17 protein-coding genes are annotated in these 22,160 nt (G+C 47.8%); 12 read left to right on the top strand and 5 right to left on the bottom strand.

The genetic code is table 11. The features are described 5' to 3' along the window. Nucleotides 1-281: 281 nt before the first annotated feature. A complete protein-coding gene (locus ASG33_RS07625; RefSeq protein WP_056282089.1) occupies nucleotides 282-749 on the bottom strand; it encodes a response regulator in 468 nt (155 codons plus the stop codon). A 278-nt stretch (nucleotides 750-1,027) separates the two neighbouring features. On the opposite strand from ASG33_RS07625, the gene ASG33_RS25515 reads away from it, so the two are divergent. The 7 genes from ASG33_RS25515 to ASG33_RS25930 all read left to right on the top strand — a co-directional run bounded on the left by ASG33_RS25515 (nucleotide 1,028) and on the right by ASG33_RS25930 (nucleotide 8,471). After that, entirely contained in the window at nucleotides 1,028-3,301 is a 2,274-nt protein-coding gene (locus tag ASG33_RS25515; protein ID WP_082489104.1) for an Rv1355c family protein, read from the top strand. Next, a complete protein-coding gene (locus tag ASG33_RS07615; protein WP_056282086.1) occupies nucleotides 3,301-3,993 on the top strand; it encodes a hypothetical protein in 693 nt (230 codons plus the stop codon). Before ASG33_RS25515 ends, ASG33_RS07615 begins: the two co-directional genes overlap by 1 nt. A 3-nt stretch (nucleotides 3,994-3,996) precedes the next feature. Then, on the top strand, nucleotides 3,997-6,165 hold the full coding sequence (locus ASG33_RS07610; protein ID WP_056282084.1) for a 7TM diverse intracellular signaling domain-containing protein: 2,169 nt from the start codon (nucleotides 3,997-3,999) through the stop codon (nucleotides 6,163-6,165). Beyond that, the gene (locus ASG33_RS07605; protein WP_056282081.1) at nucleotides 6,162-7,253 is read left to right on the top strand and encodes an ATP-binding protein; all 1,092 of its coding nucleotides are present in this window, start codon (nucleotides 6,162-6,164) and stop codon (nucleotides 7,251-7,253) included. Before ASG33_RS07610 ends, ASG33_RS07605 begins: the two co-directional genes overlap by 4 nt. A gap of 9 nt (nucleotides 7,254-7,262) precedes the next feature. Next, the gene (locus tag ASG33_RS07600; protein ID WP_056282078.1) at nucleotides 7,263-7,652 is read left to right on the top strand and encodes a response regulator; all 390 of its coding nucleotides are present in this window, start codon (nucleotides 7,263-7,265) and stop codon (nucleotides 7,650-7,652) included. Nucleotides 7,653-7,986: 334 nt separating this feature from the next. Next, nucleotides 7,987-8,175 (top strand): hypothetical protein, encoded by a 189-nt coding sequence (locus tag ASG33_RS07595; RefSeq protein ID WP_031529254.1) that lies wholly within the window; start codon nucleotides 7,987-7,989, stop codon nucleotides 8,173-8,175. 146 nt (nucleotides 8,176-8,321) lie between these two features. Next, nucleotides 8,322-8,471 carry a hypothetical protein gene (locus ASG33_RS25930; protein WP_200942727.1) on the top strand — a complete coding sequence of 50 codons (150 nt, stop codon included), beginning with the start codon at nucleotides 8,322-8,324 and terminating at the stop codon, nucleotides 8,469-8,471. Here the strand turns inward: ASG33_RS25930 and ASG33_RS07590 are convergent, their stop codons facing one another. The 4 genes from ASG33_RS07590 to ASG33_RS07575 form a co-directional block, all read right to left on the bottom strand. Continuing rightward, nucleotides 8,472-9,173, bottom strand: a complete 702-nt coding sequence (locus ASG33_RS07590) for an L-ribulose-5-phosphate 4-epimerase (protein ID WP_056282075.1) — start codon at nucleotides 9,171-9,173, stop codon at nucleotides 8,472-8,474. Between the two features lie 6 nt (nucleotides 9,174-9,179). Further along, nucleotides 9,180-10,670 carry an L-arabinose isomerase gene (gene araA, locus ASG33_RS07585; protein ID WP_056282070.1) on the bottom strand — a complete coding sequence of 497 codons (1,491 nt, stop codon included), beginning with the start codon at nucleotides 10,668-10,670 and terminating at the stop codon, nucleotides 9,180-9,182. 35 nt (nucleotides 10,671-10,705) lie between these two features. Then, nucleotides 10,706-12,373 carry a ribulokinase gene (locus ASG33_RS07580; protein ID WP_056282067.1) on the bottom strand — a complete coding sequence of 556 codons (1,668 nt, stop codon included), beginning with the start codon at nucleotides 12,371-12,373 and terminating at the stop codon, nucleotides 10,706-10,708. A gap of 174 nt (nucleotides 12,374-12,547) precedes the next feature. Further along, a complete protein-coding gene (locus tag ASG33_RS07575; RefSeq protein ID WP_056282063.1) occupies nucleotides 12,548-13,258 on the bottom strand; it encodes an NrtR DNA-binding winged helix domain-containing protein in 711 nt (236 codons plus the stop codon). A gap of 216 nt (nucleotides 13,259-13,474) precedes the next feature. On the opposite strand from ASG33_RS07575, the gene ASG33_RS07570 reads away from it, so the two are divergent. The 5 genes from ASG33_RS07570 (at nucleotide 13,475) to ASG33_RS07550 (ending at nucleotide 21,931) form a co-directional block, all read left to right on the top strand. Continuing rightward, nucleotides 13,475-14,059, top strand: coding sequence for an RNA polymerase sigma factor (locus tag ASG33_RS07570; protein ID WP_229238589.1), 585 nt, complete (start codon nucleotides 13,475-13,477; stop codon nucleotides 14,057-14,059). 72 nt (nucleotides 14,060-14,131) lie between these two features. Then, on the top strand, nucleotides 14,132-15,151 hold the full coding sequence (locus tag ASG33_RS07565) for a FecR family protein (RefSeq protein WP_056282056.1): 1,020 nt from the start codon (nucleotides 14,132-14,134) through the stop codon (nucleotides 15,149-15,151). Nucleotides 15,152-15,300: 149 nt separating this feature from the next. Beyond that, nucleotides 15,301-18,900, top strand: a complete 3,600-nt coding sequence (locus ASG33_RS07560) for a TonB-dependent receptor (RefSeq protein WP_056282053.1) — start codon at nucleotides 15,301-15,303, stop codon at nucleotides 18,898-18,900. Nucleotides 18,901-18,928: 28 nt separating this feature from the next. Continuing rightward, entirely contained in the window at nucleotides 18,929-20,665 is a 1,737-nt protein-coding gene (locus ASG33_RS07555; RefSeq protein ID WP_056282051.1) for a RagB/SusD family nutrient uptake outer membrane protein, read from the top strand. A 36-nt stretch (nucleotides 20,666-20,701) separates the two neighbouring features. Next, nucleotides 20,702-21,931: a metallophosphoesterase family protein gene (locus ASG33_RS07550; protein ID WP_082489103.1), complete on the top strand. Its 1,230-nt coding sequence runs from the start codon at nucleotides 20,702-20,704 to the stop codon at nucleotides 21,929-21,931. Nucleotides 21,932-22,160: the final 229 nt, after the last annotated feature.

Below are 22,160 nucleotides of genomic sequence, written 5' to 3'. Positions count from 1 at the left end.
AGGAAGCACTATTTCGCCGCACATTTTAGTTGACAAGACAACCTCTGGTACGATTTTAGTTCTTAGCCTCTTAAACACGCTAACAAACTGAAACCATGGACGCAATCATATTTTTAAAAGCAATAGGAAATCTGCTCTTTACTGCGATACTATTCCTGGCAGTACTGGTAACTTTCGCATTTTCGATGCTGTCATACCTTCTGCGCGGCTTTGTGCCTGCATTGAGTAATTTAAGATCACTGATGCTCACCAGAGCAGACAATCGTTCCGGTTTTTTACAGCTAGGAAAGAAGATTTTGTCTCAAAAGAAATTCTAACTGGCCATTTACGTCCAGTAACTTCTCTATCAATTCCTTGTTTTCTTCCCGGAGGTGATAAATTTCGTAGGCGTTTTTTATAATGATCCGCAACTGTTGCTCATCCCAGGGCTTGTTGAGATAGTAGTAAATATGCCCTTTGTTAACAGCGTCGATCACGGCCGTAATGTCCGTATAGCCGGTTAATAAAATCCGCACGGGATCTGAGTAATCCTTCAATACTTCAATCAGAAAATCCACCCCTGTCATTTCCGGCATCCGCTGATCGGTGATGATCACGTGTACTACATTGTGTTTCAATAACTCCAGTCCTTCCCTTCCCGAGGTTGCAATCAAGATATTGAAATCTCTTCTGAAGGCAGCTTTAAATGAATTGAGGTTATTGATCTCATCATCCACATACAGCACACTAATTTTCCCTTTGGTTTCCATTACTTTAAAAAAACAGACTTAGAGGTGGTATAATTCAGTAGTCAAATATCGAACCTACTTTTCTCACAATGTAAAGATAATTCTATATTGCGAAAAGTGATGACGAGGTCCCAAGAGTTGATGCCTGCATTGTTACGACATCTTATTTATGGGTAACCTTTCCACTGTTTTGACCCAAATATTTTGAGAGCCAATGATCCGATGATAGTTTTACAAAAATAAATTCAGCAATTTGTAGGTGTTTAGGCAATAAACGCAGCCCTTCCAACTTACCCGACATGCACTCTGAGTCTACAACAAACACAAACCATAAACCGCTGTTTATCCCGAAAGAGCAATACACTGATGAACTAAGTTACCGTTCGTTCAGAAACGAGTACAAAAATGCGGTTGTACTCGATCTCTATGCATCTCAGGCGAAGGAACTTATCAAAGTTCAAAATCCAAGATCGAGACTCACGGGTGAACAACTCGACGAAAGATACAGTGAACGCACAGCAGGTAGCAATCCGGACCTGGAAGGTTGCTGGCTCTACTATCCCTGGTCTAACCGGCTCCTGCACATTGTTAATGAAGCCGATTTCATAGCGCTCCGCACCACCCGCAACCAGCACAAGATCACCGCGCAGGAACAAGCTTCCCTATCCCAACGAAAAATAGGCATAATCGGGCTATCGGTTGGCCACGCAGTGGCGCTGACACTTGCGACCGAGCGCCTCTTCGGGAAACTCAAACTGGCTGATTTTGACACACTTGAACTCAGTAACCTGAATAGGATCAGAACAGGCATCCATAATATAGGATTAAATAAAAGCATTATCACGGCTCGGGAAATAGCGGAAATAGATCCTTTTCTGGACGTGGAATGCTATACCGAAGGAATTACCTCGGAAAATCTTCATCATTTTTTAACAAAGGACGGAAACCTTGATCTGCTGATCGATGAATGCGACGATCTGGAAGTAAAAATCAAGTGTCGCCAGGCTGCCAGAGCACTTCAAATTCCGGTGATAATGGAAACCAGCGACCGCGGAATGCTCGATGTGGAACGGTTTGACCTCGAACCCGGGCGGCTTATTCTACACGGAATGCTCAGCGATATCCCACCGGAAAGATTGGAAAATATCCCACCGGCCGACCGTCTGGGTTTTGTTATGCGCATTATCGATGTAAAAAACACCTCACGGCGCGGGCGCGCTTCCCTGTTGGAAATGGGACAGTCTATCAGTACCTGGCCGCAGCTTGCCAGCGCTGTCACACTTGGAGGCGGCGTGGTAACAGATGTGACAAGGCGGATTTTGCTCGGCCAGTTTACAGAGTCAGGCAGATTTTACGTCGACCTGGAACAGATCATCTCCAACCAGGCTGCATTGCCGGCTGAATCCGTTTATACTAATCCGAACGCAAAATTCAACCTGGCACATGCATTGGGAGCCGCAGTTGCATTGCCCCGACTGGAAGCATTGACGCAGCCCGACCGGGAAGAAATCAAGCAAATTGTTGAAGCCGGCACTCAGGCGCCTTCCTGGGGAAATGACCAGCCCTGGAAGTGGCTTTACCGCAATGGAAGACTGCATTTGTTCCACGATCCACACCGGTCGCATGCATTTGTAAACTATAAAAATACAGCTGCCTACCTTGCATTAGGCGCAGCTTTTACCAATATCAGGCTTAAAAGCAATGCGCTGGGCTACAGTATCGCTCCGCTGTTTTTTCCGGTGGCAGAAATCCCTGAGCTCGTCGCCGCTATTGATTTTACTTCACAGAGCGACCAGCCCGAAAGTACCTCAGTTGCCGCTATTCTTGCAGAGATGATCCCACAAAGGTCTACCAGCCGGAACGCGGGCTTACCTCACGAGCTGAGCGCAGAAGATGTTCGGTACCTGACCGAATCAGGAGCAGAAACAGTAAATGCCCACATTGACTTTATTCAAAATTCATCACATATTAGCGAGCTCGCACAAATTGCCGGTGCATGCGAGCTGATCAATATCCTGCATGAAGAGGGTTACAAGGATGTTTTTGAACGAAACACCCAATCGGGTTCCGGCGAAAGTACCAGCATTCATCCGTTGCAGCTGGCTGTGGATCCGCATCACGGTGCCGCCCTTGCAATGCTAGGCGACAGAAAGATTGCTGACATTTTGAAAACCATTGACGGAGGGAACATTGTAGCCGAACGCATTGCTGCTGCGGTAAGTGCTTCCTCGGGAATTGCGATCATTTCAATGCCGGAAGAGGGGCACCCGCATTTCTATTCGGGTATGATCGCGCAGGAGATGTGGCTCCGCGCCGTGCAGCTGGGTTTGTCTGCGCAGCCGCTCCTTACGCCGGTTTCGCTGTTCAGCCGCCTTCGCTCCGGTGAAGGATTAAATGAAAATGAGATTGTTAAACTCAACGTTTTGAAAGCCAGGTTTGAGCGCATTGTACGCTTACCTGCCGGGTATAGTCCCGTGGCTCTTTTAAGAATTCATAAGTCTTCAACGATAGCTACTAAAACAAAACGCCTGCCATTAGATGAAGTATTGTTTATAGTTAATGACGAAATTTGATGGTCGCTAAAATCAGAGCATTCAGATCCACAACCGACGTGGAGACTTGTCTCAGGTACATTGACGAACACCGGAAAGTGCTCGAAGCTTATGGTGTAAAACAGGTAACCTCGGCAAACCACGACTGGCTGAATGATGAGAATACGTATGTCATTATCGTTGAATCCGAAGATGGAGGGAAGATTTATGGAGGCGCCAGGATCCAGGTTCGGCAGGAAACGCGCAAGTTGCCAATGGAAGATGCGATCGCGAAAAAAGATGACCGCATTTACGGGTACGTTGACGGTCTGAAACACGAAAAAATAGCGGAGTTCTGCGGCGCTTTCAATAGTAAGGAAGTTGCAGGTTTCGGTATTGGAAGTATTTTTATGGGCCGGGTGGGCATCGCTGTTACCACGGAGCTCGGGATCAAAAAGCTGCTTGCATTATGCTCCCCGCCAACCTTGCGCCAGTGCCTGCGGCTGGGTTTTGAGGTGATCAGAACGTTGGGGAACAATGGTACTTTTTACTATCCCAAAGAAGGATTGATCGCGACGGCGATCGTCGTGACTGACCTCGAACAGCTGCCTCTAGCCCATGAAGAAGAACTTAAACACATCAGGCGCCTGAGAAATGATCCCGTTCAATTTGCAATTGAGCAGGGCCCGAAAGGTGAAATAGCTTTACATTACGAATTGGACATGAAGTTTTGAGGTATGAAGGTGCTCAGAATCCTGGTTTTATTTTTACTGACATTTACTGCCGGAAAGCTCTCCGCTGAGACGGTAGACTACAAAAACGGCTCCCTGATTCTGGGAAAGTACCTTGAAATTTATGAAGATACCGCAGGCACACTCAGCTTACACGAAGTACGCAATAGCAATGGCTTTGTAAAAAGCAAAGATGAAGTTCCCAACATCGGGCTGAGCAAATCCAGCTTCTGGATCAGGTTTTCTATCCGCAATACTTCGGCGAGGAATATGCTTTACCTTGAACTCGCGCATCCGGGGATCCATTCCTGCGAAATGTATGAGATCATCGGGGATAAGATCCGCACAGAAATTTACAACGACGCAGACCATTTCAACAAACGGCGTGTCAAGCACCAAAACCTTGTTTTCGACCTGGCGCTCGGGCCCAATCAGGAACACTCCTACTATCTGAAAGTCAAAGGGTCCAACCAGGTGATCCTGCCGCTGATCCTGCGCGATCAGGGCAACTTCTTTGAAACGGCACAGCTGGGTGAAACAATCAACGGGATTTTTTGCGGGATCATCGTTGTCATGGTGCTTTACAACATATTCATCTACTTTTCAACGAGAGACCGAAGCTACCTTTTCTACGTACTTTACGTGCTTTCGATCGGGCTGGCACAAACCTCACTTTCAGGTTATGCATTCAAGTACCTCTGGCCGAATGCACCCGTTTTTAATTCGGTAGCAACTATTTACTTTTCGGGAATAGCGGGTATATCTGCTATTTTCTTTGTTAAAAACTTCCTGCAGCTCAAAGAGAAATGGCCGCGCGCAATCTTTATTGTTTACATTATTGTTGCGCTGTATTCGTCCTCCATTCTGCTCAATGTAGCCGGCTTTGAACTTCTCAGTTTCAGGCTGGTGGATATTTCAGGTGCGGTCGGTACACTTAGCTGCCTGGTGATCGGTATCAAGCTTTCGAGAGAAAATTACCGACCGGCCAAGCTTTTCCTTATCGGCTGGTCAATCTTTTTACTCGGGCTTTTCCTTCTGATCCTCCGCAACCTGAACATACTGCCGTATAACATTTTTACAACCTATACCATGCAGTTCGGTTCCATTGCGGAAGTAGTGTTGCTTTCTATTGCATTGGCGGATAAAATCAATATATTCAAAAGAGAACGGGAAGAATCCCAGGCAGAAGCACTGCGCGTTTCGCTCGAAAATGAAAAGATCATTACAGAGCAAAATGCATTGCTGGAAAGGAGCGTTGATGAGCGGACTGCGGAATTGCAAACTGCCAACCAGGAGCTTAACCTCGCATTAACCCGCCTTAAAGATGCGCAGACACAACTTATTGATGCCGAAAAAATGGCGTCGCTCGGTCAGCTTACTGCGGGTATCGCCCACGAGATCAATAATCCGATCAATTTTGTGAGTTCCAATATCAAGCCGCTGCGGAGAGATATCGATGATGTACTTGAAATATTGGATTCTTATAAAAATATTCAGAACATTGACTCCATTGAGCATTTACATACTAAAATAAACGAAATTGAGGAGTTGAAAGCAGAACTGGATCTTGACTACATTAAAACGGAGCTGGATACGCTTTTAAAAGGTATGGAAGATGGCGCACACAGAACTGTGGAAATTGTAAAGGGTTTAAAGATCTTCTCCCGCGTGGATGAGCTCGACCTGAACCTGGTCAATGTGAATGAAGGTATTGAATCCACACTGATCATTCTCAATTACCAGATGGGGAACGCCATCAAGCTGGTGAAAGAGCTGGGTAACATTCCGAGTATCGAATGCTACGCAGGCAAGCTGAACCAGGTTTTCATGAATATCCTGACCAATTCGATCTATGCATTGCTCAAAGACAAACAAGAAGGAAAGGTACCGACGATCTGGGTTAAGACCTGGCTGAGCGACCCTGACCATATTTCCATTTCAATGCGCGACAATGGACCGGGAATGCCGCCGGAAGTACGTGCCAAGATTTTTGAGCCATTTTTCACAACCAAACAGGTAGGGGACGGAACAGGACTCGGACTTTCGATTGTATTTAAAATTATAGAAGTTCACAGCGGTACAATTCATGTTAATACGGAAGTAGGTGAAGGAACAGAGTTTTTGATCACACTTCCTGTAAAAAGAAAAATACGCCCTATCCCAGATTTTCAATGAATGAGAAACCAATTACCATTCTATACATCGACGATGAGGAGCATAACCTGCATTCGTTCAAGGCGTCTTTCCGCAAACAATATGATATTACAATAACCTCGTCTGTCATAGAGGCGGAGGAAATATTAGAGAACAGGGATTTTTGCATTATCCTGGCCGATCAGCGCATGCCTATTATGACGGGTGTGCAGTTCTTCGAAAAGATCAGGACCAAATTCCCGAAACCGATACGCATCCTCATCACCGGTCACACGGATATCGGCGCGGCGATTGATGCAATCAACAAGGGAGAAGTGTTCCGCTTTATCGACAAACCCTGGGATTACCAGTATGTAGATACTGCTATTGCGAGCGCTTACGATATTTACAAGACGCGGGAAGACCTGAAACAGCGTAACAGCGAGTTGCAGAAAGCCAATGAGGAGCTTGACAAGTTTGTATACAGCGCCTCCCACGATCTCCGCGCCCCATTGATGTCCGTGCTCGGCATTGTGAACCTGGCCCTGCTGGAAGAAGATGTGAAGTCGCAGAACGAATACCTGGAACTGATCCGCCAGTCGGTGAAGAAGCTCGATACATTCATTATCAATATCATTGACTACTACAAGAATGCGAGAGGGGTACCTGTTGTAACCGATATCAGTTTTGAAGAACTGGTGACCGAAGTGCAGGCGACTATTCAGTACCTGCCTGAATATGGTAACCTGAAAATGACAACAGACATTGAGCAGACGGGCATTTTCCAGTCCGATGTAATGAAGCTGCGGATCATTTTCAATAACCTGATCAATAATGCAATCAAGTTTCAGGATAAGTCGAAGCCGGATCCTTATGTACATCTGACTGTACGCTCCACTCCTACCCACGCAACGATCATCGTGGCCGATAATGGTTCGGGGATCAGGGAGTCGGATCAGGATAAAATCTTTAAAATGTTCTATCGGGCCGGGGCTACCAACAGTGGTTCAGGCATCGGTTTGTACATCGTTCACGAAGCAATATCGAAACTGGGGGGCAGCATCAGCGTGAGCTCGCAGATTGGTCAGGGCAGCGTTTTTGAAATCAACATTCCCTCCATCAAAAAATAACCAGGCGGTATGAAGTCACTTCTCAACTTCTTCTTAATAGACGACAGCGCCTTTGATCTTTTCATTTACGAAAAGCTGCTGATCAAAAGCGGTATCACCGATTCGGTCAAAACTTTCAATTCAGCTCGCGAAGCGCTCAAATTTCTCCTGCACGAGGGCAGCACAATTCCCGACACGATTATCCTGCTCGATCTGCAAATGCCTGATATGAATGGGTTTGAATTCATCGACGAATTTGAAAACCTGCCTGACCACCTCCGTTCCAAGATCCGGATCTTCATGCTTTCGTCTACGATAGATACCCGCGACATTGAAAAAGTAAAAGCCAGCCCGTACATCATTGATCTTCTTCCCAAGCCGCTTGAAGTAACCTTCCTCAGAAAAAAGCTGGCAATCTGATTTAGTAAGGTGGCCGGGTATCCTGGCAAGCTCTTTGCTATTCTTCCATCATTTTCAGGACAAGCAGACGCACTCAATACCATACATCAGGTTGCGTCTCCCGCGGAATTTTCTGATTCCCGCATTTACTCAAATTGTCCTAAAATGTAACAATCCCCTCATTTGCGCATTTACCTTTAAATTCTGCTATCGACCGGTAACGCTATTTGTATGGTATTTATATGATCTACAATATAATTATTTAAATATATTAAGAAATAAACAATGTTCGGGAACACGTTTGTAGCAATGGATCTCAGTGTTTATTGTAAACCTTAACATCCAAACATTTTCAATGAAAACCGATAGCAAGACCCTGTCTGAGATTTTGAAGTTGCACGCTGAATACGTAAAAGAGGTTGAGTTCAGCGGCATCAAACCATTGTCAATGGAAATTTACAAAACCAACTCCCACAATTTTGTTCGCTGGATCAAGGATGAATTCAATCCAGGAAGCAAGTTGCGTAAGGAAGTTGCTGGCTAAGAAGAAATTACACTCAACGTTTAGAATAAAGTCTTGAACCGCAAGATATTAGGCTGCCGGATCCAAAAACGATCCGGCAGTTTTTTTATAGCTTATTCTTTGGTAAGTTTGGTTATCACTTATTAAGCTCGTTAGCAAGACTCCAAATGTTTTTAGCACTCTATAATATTCTCAAAGGCCGGTTTTCAAAAGAAGCCATTGAAGAAGCAAAATCCAACCAGAAGGGAATGTCCCGGCAGGAAGCGTTACAACAAATGCGCAAGATCGCCAGCAAGAAAATAGAGAAGAAAAACTAACTACTCCTGCCCGTAATAGGCATTTTTTCCGTGCTTTCTGAAATAATGCTTGTCAATGAGGCTCTGCTTGATTGTACCCGCCAGCGGGTTGATCTGCAAAGTAAGGTATGCCATTCGCGCAATTTCTTCCAGTACTACTGAATTGTATACTGCCTTGGCAGGGTCCTTACCCCACGTAAATGGCCCGTGGCAAGCAACTAGAACCATTTCCACCTCTTCATAACTGAGCCCGTTCCGGGCAAAAAGATCAAGTATCTGGTTGCCCGTTTCCAGTTCGTAATTCCCCTGGATCATCTCGTCGGACATTACTTCTGTAACCGGAACTGCGGCGGTCAGGTGGTCGGCGTGGGTGGTACCCAGGTTGGGAATGGGCTTCATAGCCTGCGCCCACGCAACCGCGTAAGTGGAATGCGTGTGACAAACCCCGCCTATTTCCGGAAAACTTTTGTACAGCAAAGTATGAGTCCTGGTATCCGAAGAGGGACGCATACTACCTTCGATCACTACGTTATCCAGGTCTACAATTACGATATCCTCCACTTTCAGCCGATGATAAGGTACCCCGCTGGGCTTGATCGCCACGACGCCTTCCGCCCTGTCGATACCACTTACATTTCCGAAGGTCACAATCGCCAGTTCCTCTTTGGGGATCTCCATATTGGCCTCGTAAACCTGCTCTTTGAGATAGGTGTATTTTGACATAATTAATTATTTATAGCTGGCTTCACTCCACCGCAACTCGTTTTTGAGCTGCCGCAGGTTTGTGTTTTGATCAATGACCACCAGCTCAACGCCAGCCATTTCCGCGAAGGTTTCAATGTGGCTGACAGTCAGGTTCTGGCTGTAAACCGTGTGGTGTGCGCCGCCAGCATAAATCCACGCGGCACAGCCCGTTTGCATATCAGGCTGCGGCTTCCACAATGCCCGCGCTACAGGCAACCTGGGCAGCGCTTCGCTGACTTCCACCGCCTCTACTTCATTGACCAGGATCCGGAACCGGTTACCCAGATCGATTAGTGACACGTTGAGCGCCGGCCCGGCAGGCGCATTGAAAACGAGCCGGACAGGATCCTCCTTCCCTCCTATCCCCAATGCATGAATTTCACAGGATACCTTACCTGCTGCAATGCTGGGGCATATTTCGAGCATGTGAGAGCCTAATACCAGCTGATTGGCCGGATCAAAGTGGTAAGTATAATCTTCCATAAAGGAGTTACCACCGCTGAGCCCACTTGCCATTACTTTCAGCGCGCGCACCATTGCTGCCGTTTTCCAGTCACCCTCGCCTGCGTAACCAAAACCCGCCGCCATCATCCGCTGCGAGCCGATCCCCGGCAGCTGCTTCATGCCATGCAGATCTTCGAAAGTATTGGTGTATCCCTTGAAATTTCCATCTTTCAAAAAGTAATGTAACCCAAGCTCAATGCGGGCTGCATCGCGCAGCGAACCGTGGCGGCCGGCATTCAATTTTAATGCATCGGCCAGCTCGTAAGTATCTTCGTATTCAGCAACGAGCCGGCTCACTTCCTGGTCTTCGACCCCGTTGATCACCTTTACCAGGTCGCCTACTGCATACGTATTGACAGAAAATCCGAATTTCATTTCCGCAGCTACCTTGTCACCGTCTGTTACGGCAACCTGGCGCATATTATCTCCGAAGCGGACAAACCTGGCCCCTTGCATATCGTGCCACGCAGCAGCTACGCGCGCCCAGTCGCCGATGTTGTCCAAAACCTCCGGCTGCTGCCAGTGACCAACGACCACTTTCCTGTTCAGCCGCATACGCGTCATCATAAAACCGAACTCGCGGTCACCATGGGCCGATTGGTTGAGGTTCATGAAATCCATGTCGATACTCGCCCAGGGTATGTCCTGGTTGTACTGTGTATGTAAATGCAGCAGCGGTTTTTGAAGGATCTGTAATCCCCTTATCCACATTTTGGCAGGTGAAAAAGTGTGCATCCAGGCCACCAGCCCAATGCAGGCTGCTGTGCTGTTTGCTTCCTGCATAATCTGGTAAATCTCCTCTGGAGACTTCACTACCGGTTTGAAAACTACTCTCACGGGGATCGCAGCGGCTTCATCAAAAGATTTGGCCAGGATACAGGAATGGTCGTCGACCTGCCGGAGCGTATCTTCTCCATACAAATGCTGGCTTCCCGTGACAAACCAGATTTCGAATTGTTTTAAATCAAGCATTAAGTGGGTGGTAAAATGGCTGTAAGTTTATTTGATTATCCCGCGATCGCAGGTTCTTTTTGTATCAGGAATTCGTTCTCGATGAATGCGCCGGCTGCGAGGTATTTGTCATAAAGTACCTGATACACCTGCGATTCATTTTCTCTCGGATGGTAAACTGCGTCAAAGCCCGAGTTCATGGCCTGTTGCGCCTCCTGTAATGTTGGATAAATGCCCGATGCAACCGCCGCGAACATAGCTGCCCCCAACGCACAAGCCTGCTCGGAAGCGGCTACTTTGATCGGCATATTCAGCACATCGGCGAGTGTTTGCATGACAAATGCAGACTTTTTAGCCACTCCACCGATTGCAATAACCTGGTTTATCGGAACACCTTCATTTCTGAACCGCTCCACGATGCTCTTGGAACCAAATGCAGTAGCTTCTACCAGCGCCTTGAAAACCCGCGCGCTGTCGCTCGCAAGATTAAGGCCGAGTATCCCGCCTTTGAGGGTATGTTTCGCATCAGGAGTACGGCGACCATTGAGCCAGTCGATCGCCACAATGTCCGTTTCTGTGACAGGTAACTCCGCAGCAAGCTTTGAAAGGTGCGGAATCAGGTTTCTGGACAATTCCCGCGCGGCATCTTCTCCGATCAATGCACGTACGGGTTCCACGATCAGCTTTGCAAACCAGGCATAAATGTCACCGAATGCAGACTGCCCGGCTTCCATTCCCAGCATACCCGGGATAATGGACCCATCGACCTGCCCGCAAATACCTTTGATAAGCAAATGCCCCGCTTCTTCACTGGGCGCAATGAGCATATCGCAGGTAGAGGTACCTATTACTTTGCACAGCGAATAGGGCCCGATCAATGCACCCACTGCACCCATGTGCGCGTCAAATGCACCCACGCCGATGATCGTATCCGCAGGGATACCGAAACGCTGTGCCCATTTTTCCGAAATGGTACCCATCGGTTTTTCCGAAGTTTCAGTAGAGTCAAACAGCCGGTCACGAAGTCCGTCGAGCAGCGGATCAAGTTCTTTGAGAAATGCATTAGGCGGCAGGCCGTCAAAATCCTGGTGCCACAATGCTTTATGTCCGGCCGCGCACCGGGACCTTTTCAGGCGGAGCGGATCAGTGACTCCGGTGAGTTCCGCAGAAATCCAGTCACAATGTTCCACCCACGAAAACGCTTCATCCCGCACCTGCTGATCGGCCCTGAGCGTATGCAGGATTTTGGCCCAAAACCATTCGGAAGAATAAATGCCGCCAACATACCTGGTATAATCCTCAGTCCAGCGGCGCGCCAGCCGGTTAATTTCATCTGCTTCTGCATTCGCGGTATGGTCTTTCCAGAGAATAAACATCCCATTGGGATTATCTTCCATGCCCGGGAGCATAGCGAGCGGCGTTCCTGTTTGATCCACCGCAACCGGCGTGGAGCCGGTAGTGTCGATCGAAATACCACGGACCGAAGCCCTGGCCTCAGCCGGCGCCTGGTCCAGTGCGGCTAGTACCGCACTTTCCATACTTTCCAGGTAGTCCAGCGGGTGCTGCCTGAACTGCGAACGCGCAGGATCGCAATACTTACCTTGTTTCCAGCGGACATATTCATGCACTGCAGTGCCCGCCTGCTTCCCTGAATGCGCATCCACTACCAGCGCGCGCACCGAGTCGGTCCCAAAGTCAATTCCAATTACATAATCTTGTTTCATATAAACGGTTTAGGATAATTCAGAGCAATAAGGCAGTATTATTTAATTTATCAGCTAACAAATATAAATAAATTTGTTTCTGGTGTATGATTGACACAATTTCAATTTTGAATGAGTGAATGATAGAATGAATAATCGGATCGTATTTCACTCATTCACTCATTCACTTATTCTTCAAACCTCAACCTCTTTCATCGAATCAGGCATGAAGTTCCAGAACGAATGGAATTTGGCTCTGTACTTGTCCGTGTCGAGCTTGTATAGGGTTGCTTTTTTTGTAGCGCTGTTGTTGTTTTTGTCGCCCGTGTCGATCAGCAGTCCGGTTGACAGCAGCTTGCGACTGAAATTCCGGCGGTCAATGGGGATGTTGTAGATCGCTTCGTAAAGCTTTTGCAGCTGCGGAATAGTAAAACGCTCGGGCAACAGCTCGAAGCCGATCGGGTGCAATGCCGCTTTGTATTTGAGGTGTTCAATCGCGCGGACTACCATTTGTTCGTGGTCAAAGATCAGCTTAGGGCGATTTTCCAGCACAATCCAGGATGCATTGTGGCTTTTTACTGCTTCCGAATCATGATCATCGATCTTGATCAATGCGAAAAAAACAACTGAAACCGTTCGTTCACCCGGGTCGCGACTTGCTTTCCCGAAAGTTTCCAGCTGCTCCACATAGATGTTTTTAAGTCCGGTCAGGTTATAGAGAATGCGCGCTGCACCTTCTGATAAGTCCTCGTCGTGATTGACAAACCCGCCCATCAGGGACCATTTTCCTTTTTCCGGTTCAAAATTTCTTTTAATAAGCAGCAGCTTGATGTCTTTTCCGTCGAAACCGAAAATGATGCAGTCAATGGCCACGAGAATGCGCGCGGCCTGAGGGTAATTTTTCATGGGCTAGATTATGGAGGTAATGCTTTTTCCTTAACAGTTATAAATATTAACCGTAAAAGGGTGGTATTCGCCTTGCTTGTGTTAATTTTTAATTAACAAAGTAAAAAAAAGGAAGAGATTACTTAATCTGCTCAAACAGGTCGTAATAAATTTATTTCCGAATTTTGCAAACCTTCCCAACTGAGTTATAGTCAGACTTCCCAGGCGATCTTCATTATGAACCACATTTACACGAGCTGTTCCGATGAAAATATCCTTGCGCTGATCCGCGAGCAGGATGACGAGCTTGCATTTGAAGCGCTTTACAGCCGTTATTTCAAGACGCTGTTCAACTATGCTTACAGCAAGGTAAACGATCAGTTTGCCGCCCAGGAGATCATTCAGGAGCTGTTTGTAAATTTGTGGCAGCAACGCAGGAACCTGAATGCAACCTGCTGCCGGTCTCTCCTCTTTACCATTACCAAAAGGCAGATTATTTCTTTTTACCGGAAAGAACACACCCGGCTTCGCCACTACGATCAATGGAAAGCAGAACGTAATGAAGTAGATGATACGACGGACCAGCCGGTATTGTTAGCAGATCTCCAGAACAGGTATGAAGAGGGATTGCACCTGCTTCCGGCCAAATGCCAGGAAGTGTTCGTGCTCAGTCGCCAGGGTTTTGCCAATAAGCAGATCGGTGAGCAGCTCGCCATTTCTGAAAAGACCGTCGAGGCACATATCACCCGGGCACTCCGGGTTTTAAGGTCACATTTGAAGGAGCATATGATCTCCGCATTGATTGCCGCTGTTATTTTTTAAAATATTTTTCAGGACTGACTAAGGGTTGCGTTTCCGGCGCGCGACTTCTTGGTATAAACCATCAGTCCAGAAATGAAGCCAGCCGGTATCCCTCCTTCCCTACTCCAGAAGTACCTGACAGACGAATGTACAGAAGCCGAAAAGGCGCAGGTGGAAGCCTGGTACGAATCCCTGCGTGGTAGCAGCGAATACCTTGACACGCTTCCGGAGGAAGGTCAGCAGGCTTTGCAGGATACCACATTTCACGAAATCAAAAATCGACTCCAACCCGAAGAAGGACAAGAAGTGCCTCGCAGGCTGAACCTGGGCTGGCTGATCGGAATTGCCGCTTCCATATTGCTGGCGATCGGCATTTACTTTCAGTACCCTGGCAAACAACAGGAAAGTAAACCGGAGATTGCAGCAGAGTTTCACCGGCAGTCGCTTCAACTGACCACTTTTAAAAACAACGAAAAACGCATTGTTATGCACCGGCTGCCCGACAACAGTTCGGTGTCCATGCATCCTGGCGCAGTTATTACTTACCCGCAGCAGTTTGAAGCAAAACGGCGCGCTGTTACCTTTTCGGGAGAAGGCTTTTTTGACATTCAGAAAAATCCTTCCAAACCATTCTACATAGAAAGCGGCAAGCTGGTGATCCGCGTGCTGGGTACCAGTTTCAATGTCAAGGCGCCTGTGTCCACCGAAGTGTTTCAGGTGGATGTCGTTACGGGAAGTGTGTCGGTATTGGCTAAAAATACGGGCGGTACTTCTCAGCAGGTTATTCTAAAACCACAGGAACAGGCACTTTTTGAACTCGCTTCGGGCAGGCTGACAGCGCGCCCGATTGCTATTCCGACACGAAAACCCATTTACGAACCAGTTACAATTGTTTTTGAAGAAACCCCGGTAAACCAGGTGATAGACCAGCTTGAAAAGCGCTTCAAGGTGAATATCAGCCTCGCAAACCCGGGAGTTGCCCGATGCAGCGTCACTGCGAACTTCGAGTCGCAGCCGCTGAGCAGTATCCTTGAAATGCTTTGTACCACCCTGGATGCCAGCTATGTACTTTCCGGAGAAAACATCACCATTAATGCGATGCCATGTGACTAGCCTGTAAAAAAGACCCGCTCTTAGCCCACATTAAAAAAACCGAAGGTGTACCACCACCTCCGGTTCAAGATCCCATCCTTTCTTCTCGTACCACCGATCAAAAGGATGTTTTTTATCCAACAGTGCCTAACCATCAGACAATCAAAATTATGCAAAAAACAGTACGTAACAAGCCGCTCAATTGGCGAAAGATCATGCGCATTGGACTGCTTCAATGGATTATCGTCACCGTTCTTGCCGGTGGCAGTTACGCGAAAGAGACTACGGCTCAATCGCTGCTAAGTAAAGACGTGACACTCAGCCTCAAAAATGTGTCATTGAAAGAAGCCCTGAACCGGATTCAGGAAAAGGCCAATACCCAGTTTGTTTACAGCAGCCGCGTCTCCGTGCGAGAACAGGTGACGATCGACGTGAAGAACCAAAAGCTTTCACGGGTACTCGACCAGCTGCTGACCCCGCGCGGGATTGAGTATAAGGTGATCAACGAGCAGATTGTTTTGGCAAAAACGAAAGCAACCCGCGAGGAATCGCATATCATCGAACTCGAAGAAAGACTCGATCAATACGTACGGCCACTGGACATTACGGTGAAGGGTTCTGTGACTGCGTCAGACGCGCAGGGGACATTGCCCGGTGTCAGCGTGGTTTTGAAAGGTAGTACACAAGGCACAACGACCGACAATGACGGAAGATTTACACTCACAGTACCCAATCCTGAATCTGTGCTGGTGTTCAGCTTTGTGGGTTACATCTCACAGGAGGTCGTAGTAGGAAACCGCTCGGAGGTAAATGTAACCATGAAATCGGATGACAAAGCATTGTCGGAAGTGGTGGTGGTGGGTTATGGTACCCAAAAACGCGTGAACCTGACCGGCGCTGTGAGCCAGGTGACTTCGAAAGATCTGGAAAACAGGCCGCTTAATAATATGTCGCAGATCCTGCAGGGAATGGTGCCCAACCTGAACATTACATTCAGCACGGGCCAGCCCGGATCGGGCGGTAACCTCAATGTGCGTGGCGAAACTTCCATTAACGGCGGCGGACCGCTTGTACTGATCGACGGGATACCGGGCGATATCAACCGGATCAATCCGGGTGACGTGGAGTCTGTTTCTGTTTTGAAAGATGCGGCAGCTTCGGCGATCTATGGTGCGCGCGGTGCATTCGGGGTAATCCTGGTTACGACCAAAACAGCCAAAAGCGGTAAAACGAGCGTGTCTTACAGCAACAACTTCGGATGGGGAAAACCCACGGTAAGTACTGACTTCCTGACAAACGGATACGAGCATACCATGCTCAACGACGAAGCTTTCAAACGTGCCACCGGCAATACTTACACGCGCTACTCGGAAGAAGATTATGCCGAGTTGGAAAAGAGAAGGTATGATAAAACCGAAAACCCGGAGCGCCCGTGGACTGTGGTGAAGAATGTAAATGGCAAAGACATTTACAACTACTATGGTAACTACGACTGGTGGAACACGGTTTTCGACATGAGAGAGCCTTCAATGCAGCACAACCTTAACCTATCGGGAGGAACGGAGAAGGTCAATTATTTCCTGTCGGGTTCGGCTTTTCAAAAGGATGGAATTATGCGGATCAATACCGACCGCTTCAATTCCTATACTTTGCGGACCAAGGTGAATGCGCAGCTTACTCCCTGGCTGAAAGTGAGCAACAACACCCAGTATTTTGACTCAAAATATAAATATCCGGGGTTGGAAGGCGGTGCAAATTCCAATTTTGTGGCTATAACTGTGCATGCAATGCCTGCTTATGCACCGCGAAATCCTGACGGAACTGCTACTTATAATACATTGAAAAACAATTACTCTATTGGTGACGGGCTGTTTGCCAATTTGCTGAAAGGCGCAGCGGGCGGCGAAAAGAAAGTGCATGAGCTGACGACCATCAATACGGTAACCATGGATTTTACCAAAAACTGGAACCTCGTTGCCAATCACTCCTACTCTTTCTATATCGCCGACGATTGGTACCGTTCTGCAGTGGCGCAATATTCCATTCAGCCTGGCATTCTGACCCCGGTTCCGAATTACAACACAGACCAGATGAAGAAGACTTTCTGGTTTGACCCGATGAATGTAACGAACCTGTATACTTCCTACAACAAGACTTTGGGCAAGCATTACCTCGCGGGAACAATGGGGATGAACTACGAAAACAAGAAACACCAGCGGTTGTTTGGCGCGCGCAAAAACCTGCTTTCAGAAAGTCTCAACGACCTGGATCTCGGAACCGGCGAGCAGCTGACAGAAGGCGGATCTTACCAATACTCCCTGTTCGGTGCATTCTTCCGGGTGAATTATGATTATATGGGCAAGTATCTGTTGGAAGTGAATGGACGCTATGACGGTACTTCCCGTTTTGGAGAAGGGCGGCGTTACGGTTTCTTTCCTTCTTTTTCAGCAGGTTGGAGGATCAGTGAAGAAAAGTTCTTTGAGCCTGTGCGGGACGTAGTTACTAACTTAAAAATCAGGGCTTCATACGGAACATTGGGTAATCAGCTTCCTTCAAACAATAACTCTTCGAGCTACTATCCCTACATTTCTACAATGCCTACTTCTTTGTCGTCGTGGATGACAAACGGACAGAAACTGAACTACGTAAACAATCCAAATCCGATCTCGTCCAACCTGACCTGGGAAAAGGCAACTACGTCTAACATTGGTATCGATGCCGATCTCTGGCAAAACAAGCTGAACCTGTCATTTGACGCTTACATCAGGAAAACGACGGATATGCTGATCCCGGGAAAAGTACTTCCGGCGGTTTACGGAGCCACGGTCCCTACCCAGAATGCAGGCGACCTGGAAACGCGGGGATTTGAGCTGGCTATTAACTGGCGCGACCAGTTTAAGCTGGCCGGCAAATCGTTTTCTTACAATGCGTCCTTCATCTTGTCTGACTACAAAGCCAAGATCACCAAATTCGATAACCCGAATAAAATCCTGTCAAACCGCTATGTCGGTCAGACAATCGGTGAAATGTGGGGATACTCGATTGATGGTTTTTTCAAAACGAATGAAGAAGCGCAAGCCTATACCGTCGATCAGACTCTCGTAAACAAGCAGCGTTTGAGCGCGCCGGGCGAATGGAGCAAGCTGCAAGCAGGCGATCTGAAATTCATCGACGTAAATGGCGACGGCAAGATCTCGGAAGGAGCGAATACATTGGCTGATCACGGTGATTTGAAAATCATTGGAAATACAAGTCCGAGATTCCGTTACGGTATCAACTTAGGCGCATCCTGGGGCGGATTCGACTTCTCTGCACTGGCACAAGGTATCATCCGCAAAAACTGGTACCCGGGTGCAAATGCGGATAAATTCTGGGGACCTTACTCCCGCCCGTACTATTCTTTTATTCCAAGAGAATTCGAAAAGGATGTCTGGACACCTGAAAACCAGGATGCTTACTTCCCTATCCTGCGCGGCTATACTGCATTGAATGGCGGCGGCGACCTGAATGCAAGAAACGACCGGTACGTGCAGAATGTGGGTTACCTCAGGTTGAAAAACGTGGTGATCGGCTACACCATTCCTGCCAGCATTACCAGGAAAGTGCGCATTCCGAATGCCCGGATCTATATCAGCGGCGAGAACCTGCTGACCTACACGCCACTCAGAACAAAGTACATCGACCCGGAACAATTTGACGGCGACAGTACCAACGGGCGGACTTACCCGCTTGCAAAAACGTATTCTGCTGGTTTGAGCATCAATTTCTAACGCGGTCCAAAAAATTCAAAATACTGATATGAAAAAGTTAATCGCCATTATAGTCCTCAGTATCGGGCTGGCTTCTTGTGACCTGAACCGGCTTCCCATGGATGCCATTTCTCCCGAGACTTTCTTTAACACCGAAAATGACCTTTTGCTTTACACCAACTCCTTTTACAATATGCTGCCCGGCGCAGAGGATGTGTACAATGAGGATGTAGACAACGTGGTGAAAAATAACCTGCGCGACGAGTTACAAGGTACGCGCATTGTGCCTACGAGCGGCGGCGGGTGGTCGTGGGGAAGTTTGAGAAATATCAACTACTTCCTGGCCAACTCCGGTAAATGTCAGGACAAGAATGCGGTAGCCAAATACAATGGGATCGCCCGTTTTTTCCGTGCTTATTTTTACTTCAATATGGTAAAAAGGTTTGGCGATGTACCCTGGTATTCAGCCACGATCGAGGTGGAAGACGAAGAAATGCTGACCAAAGCACGTGACCCGCGCACCTTGGTCATGGACTCGGTGATGGCCGACCTCGAATATGCTACCCTTGCCCTTGGCGGCACTACGACCAGGCAGGTGAATACGATTACCAAGTGGACGGTACTTGCATTGAAATCGCGCATTGGTCTTTACGAAGGCACATTCAGAAAGTACCACACCGAGTTCAACCTGCCTGATTCGGAGAAATTCCTTGACGCCAGCATTGCTGCTTCACAGGACTTAATGACCAACAGCGGATATTCTATTTACAAGGCCACGCCTGAAACTGCCTACCTTAAACTGTTCTCAGCCGACAATGCGATTGCCGATGAAATAATCCTCGCCCGCGATTTTAGTGATGAATTGCAGGTGTACCACAACCTGAACTACTACACAATGACGGCTTCTTACGGCAAGCCGGGTTTGGAGAAAAAGCTGGTCAACAGCTACCTGATGAAAGACGGATCGCGATTTACCGACATCAAAGGTTACGAGACCATGCAGTTTTTTGAAGAAACCCAAAACCGTGATCCGCGCCTGTCGCAGACGATCCGCACGCCGGGCTACACGCGCATTGGTGAAACTGCCAGGCTTGTTCCCGAGTTTGGCGCTACTGTCACGGGTTACCAGCTGATCAAGTTCGTATCGGAACCTAAATGGGATACATTCAACAAGGATATTACGGATATGCCGATTTTCAGGTATGCCGAAGTGCTGCTGAACTATGCCGAAGCAAAGGCGGAAAAAGGTACGCTGACGCAGGAAGATCTTGAAATGTCTACCAGGCTTACCCGGGAACGCGTGGGCATGCCGAACATTAATATGGTGAATGCAAATGCAAAACCGGACCCTTACCAGGCACAGATGTACACCAATCTGAGCGGCAAAAATGCGGGTGTGCTCCTGGAAATCCGTCGGGAGAGAAGAGTAGAACTGGTGATGGAGAACTTCCTTCGCTGGGACGATATTGTCCGCTGGAAAGAAGGTCAGCTTTTGACCAAACAATTCAAGGGAATGTACTTCCCTGGTCCCGGCAACTACGATCTTGACAAAAACGGAAAGGTAGATCTCGTGATTTATGAAGGTACAAAACCCACAGTTCCAGGGGCGCAGCTGCTGAAACTCGGCAGCGAGATCCTGCTTGAAAACGGGAACAAGGGTGGTAACATCGTTGTAAACGGACATATTAACAAGAAGTTTAATGAAAGCAGGGACTATCTTTACCCGATCCCAAAACAGGAGCGGCTACTGAATACCAACCTGACGCAAAACCCGAACTGGGAGTAAGATACCAAAACGACTATTCCTAAACTTTTAACATTTATGCTTTCAGACAGAAGATCCTTCCTTGAGAAAATGTCCCGGATCGGCGCATTGAGCTTACTTCCGCTCAGTGCTTCACAGGCAGCAATGGCGGCAGGCGACAATGCGGCAGAAGAAAAGAACCATTTTGTTGCGGGCCCGTACCTGCAAAATATGGGCACCGACGAATTGACGATCATGTGGATCACGCACAAAAATTGTTTCAGCTGGGTGGAGTACGGTGCGGGCTCCTACACCAGCATGCGCGAATTTGGCTACACCAATGGGTTGATAGAAGCCAACAACCGCATCAACAAGATTACACTCAGGAATCTCAAACCCGGGACAGAACATAAGTACAAGATTGTATCCACGGAAATAACGGGCTACAAAGGTTCAAAGGTGGAATTTGGCGAGACAATTTCGAGTGCGCTGCTGAGCTTTAAAACGCCGGCCGAGAATGAGGAAGAATTCAAGATGGTTATTTTCAACGACATTCACGACCGTCCCCAAATCATCCCTCAGCTGCTTTACCGTCACGGCTACACGGGCAACACACGTGACTATGATTTTGTGGTTTTCAATGGCGACTGCTTCGACTGGGTTTCCGAAGAGCAGCAAATGATCGATCACCTGATCAAACCCTGCGTGGATATTTTTGCTACCGAACTGCCTTTTATTTTGACACAGGGTAACCACGAATGCCGCGGCAGTTTTTCGCGTCACATTCCTGACTATTATGCTTATCCCGAAAACAAATACTATTACGCATTCACGCGTGGACCGGTGCGGTTTGTCGTACTCGATTCAGGGGAAGATAAGGCTGACGATGCAGTGGATTATGGCGGATTGATCGCATTTGACCGCTACCGCGAAACGCAGAAGAAGTGGCTGGAAAAAGAAGTAGAATCTGCGGAGTTTAAAAAGGCAGATTTTCGGGTTGTACTGATCCACATTTCACCTTACCATTCCGGGGAGTGGCATGGTACGTTACATTGTCGCCAGGTTTTTGGGCCGGTTTTGAACAAAGCCAAAATCGATTTACAGATATCCGGTCACACACACCGCTACATGACGCACGAGCCAGACGCCGACCATAATTTCCCGATCGTCATAGGGGGCGGCCCATTGGAAGGCAAGCGCACATTAATCAAGTTGCACGCGACGAAAAAGCAGTTAGACCTGAAAATGATCCGTGACGACGGCGAGGTTGTAGGGAAGTTTTTGATTGCGAGAAAAGGGAAAAGTTAACACCTTTGTCGCCTTGCCAAAGCTTTGTCACCGTGAAAGTACAGTGCTTTGTCACCCTGAAAGTACCTTTGTCACCCTGAAAGTACCTTTGTCACCCTGAAAGTACCTTTGTCACCCTGAGCGGAGTCGAAGGGCGGGCGACCACGCTACTCCCTTCGACTCCGCTCAGGGTGACAAAAAAGCTCCGCTCAGGGTGACAAAAAAGCTCCGCTCACGGTGACAAAAAAGC

The organism is Dyadobacter sp. Leaf189 (genome assembly GCF_001424405.1).
Classification (GTDB): domain Bacteria; phylum Bacteroidota; class Bacteroidia; order Cytophagales; family Spirosomataceae; genus Dyadobacter.
This window is presented reverse-complemented; position numbering and strand designations above follow the sequence as displayed.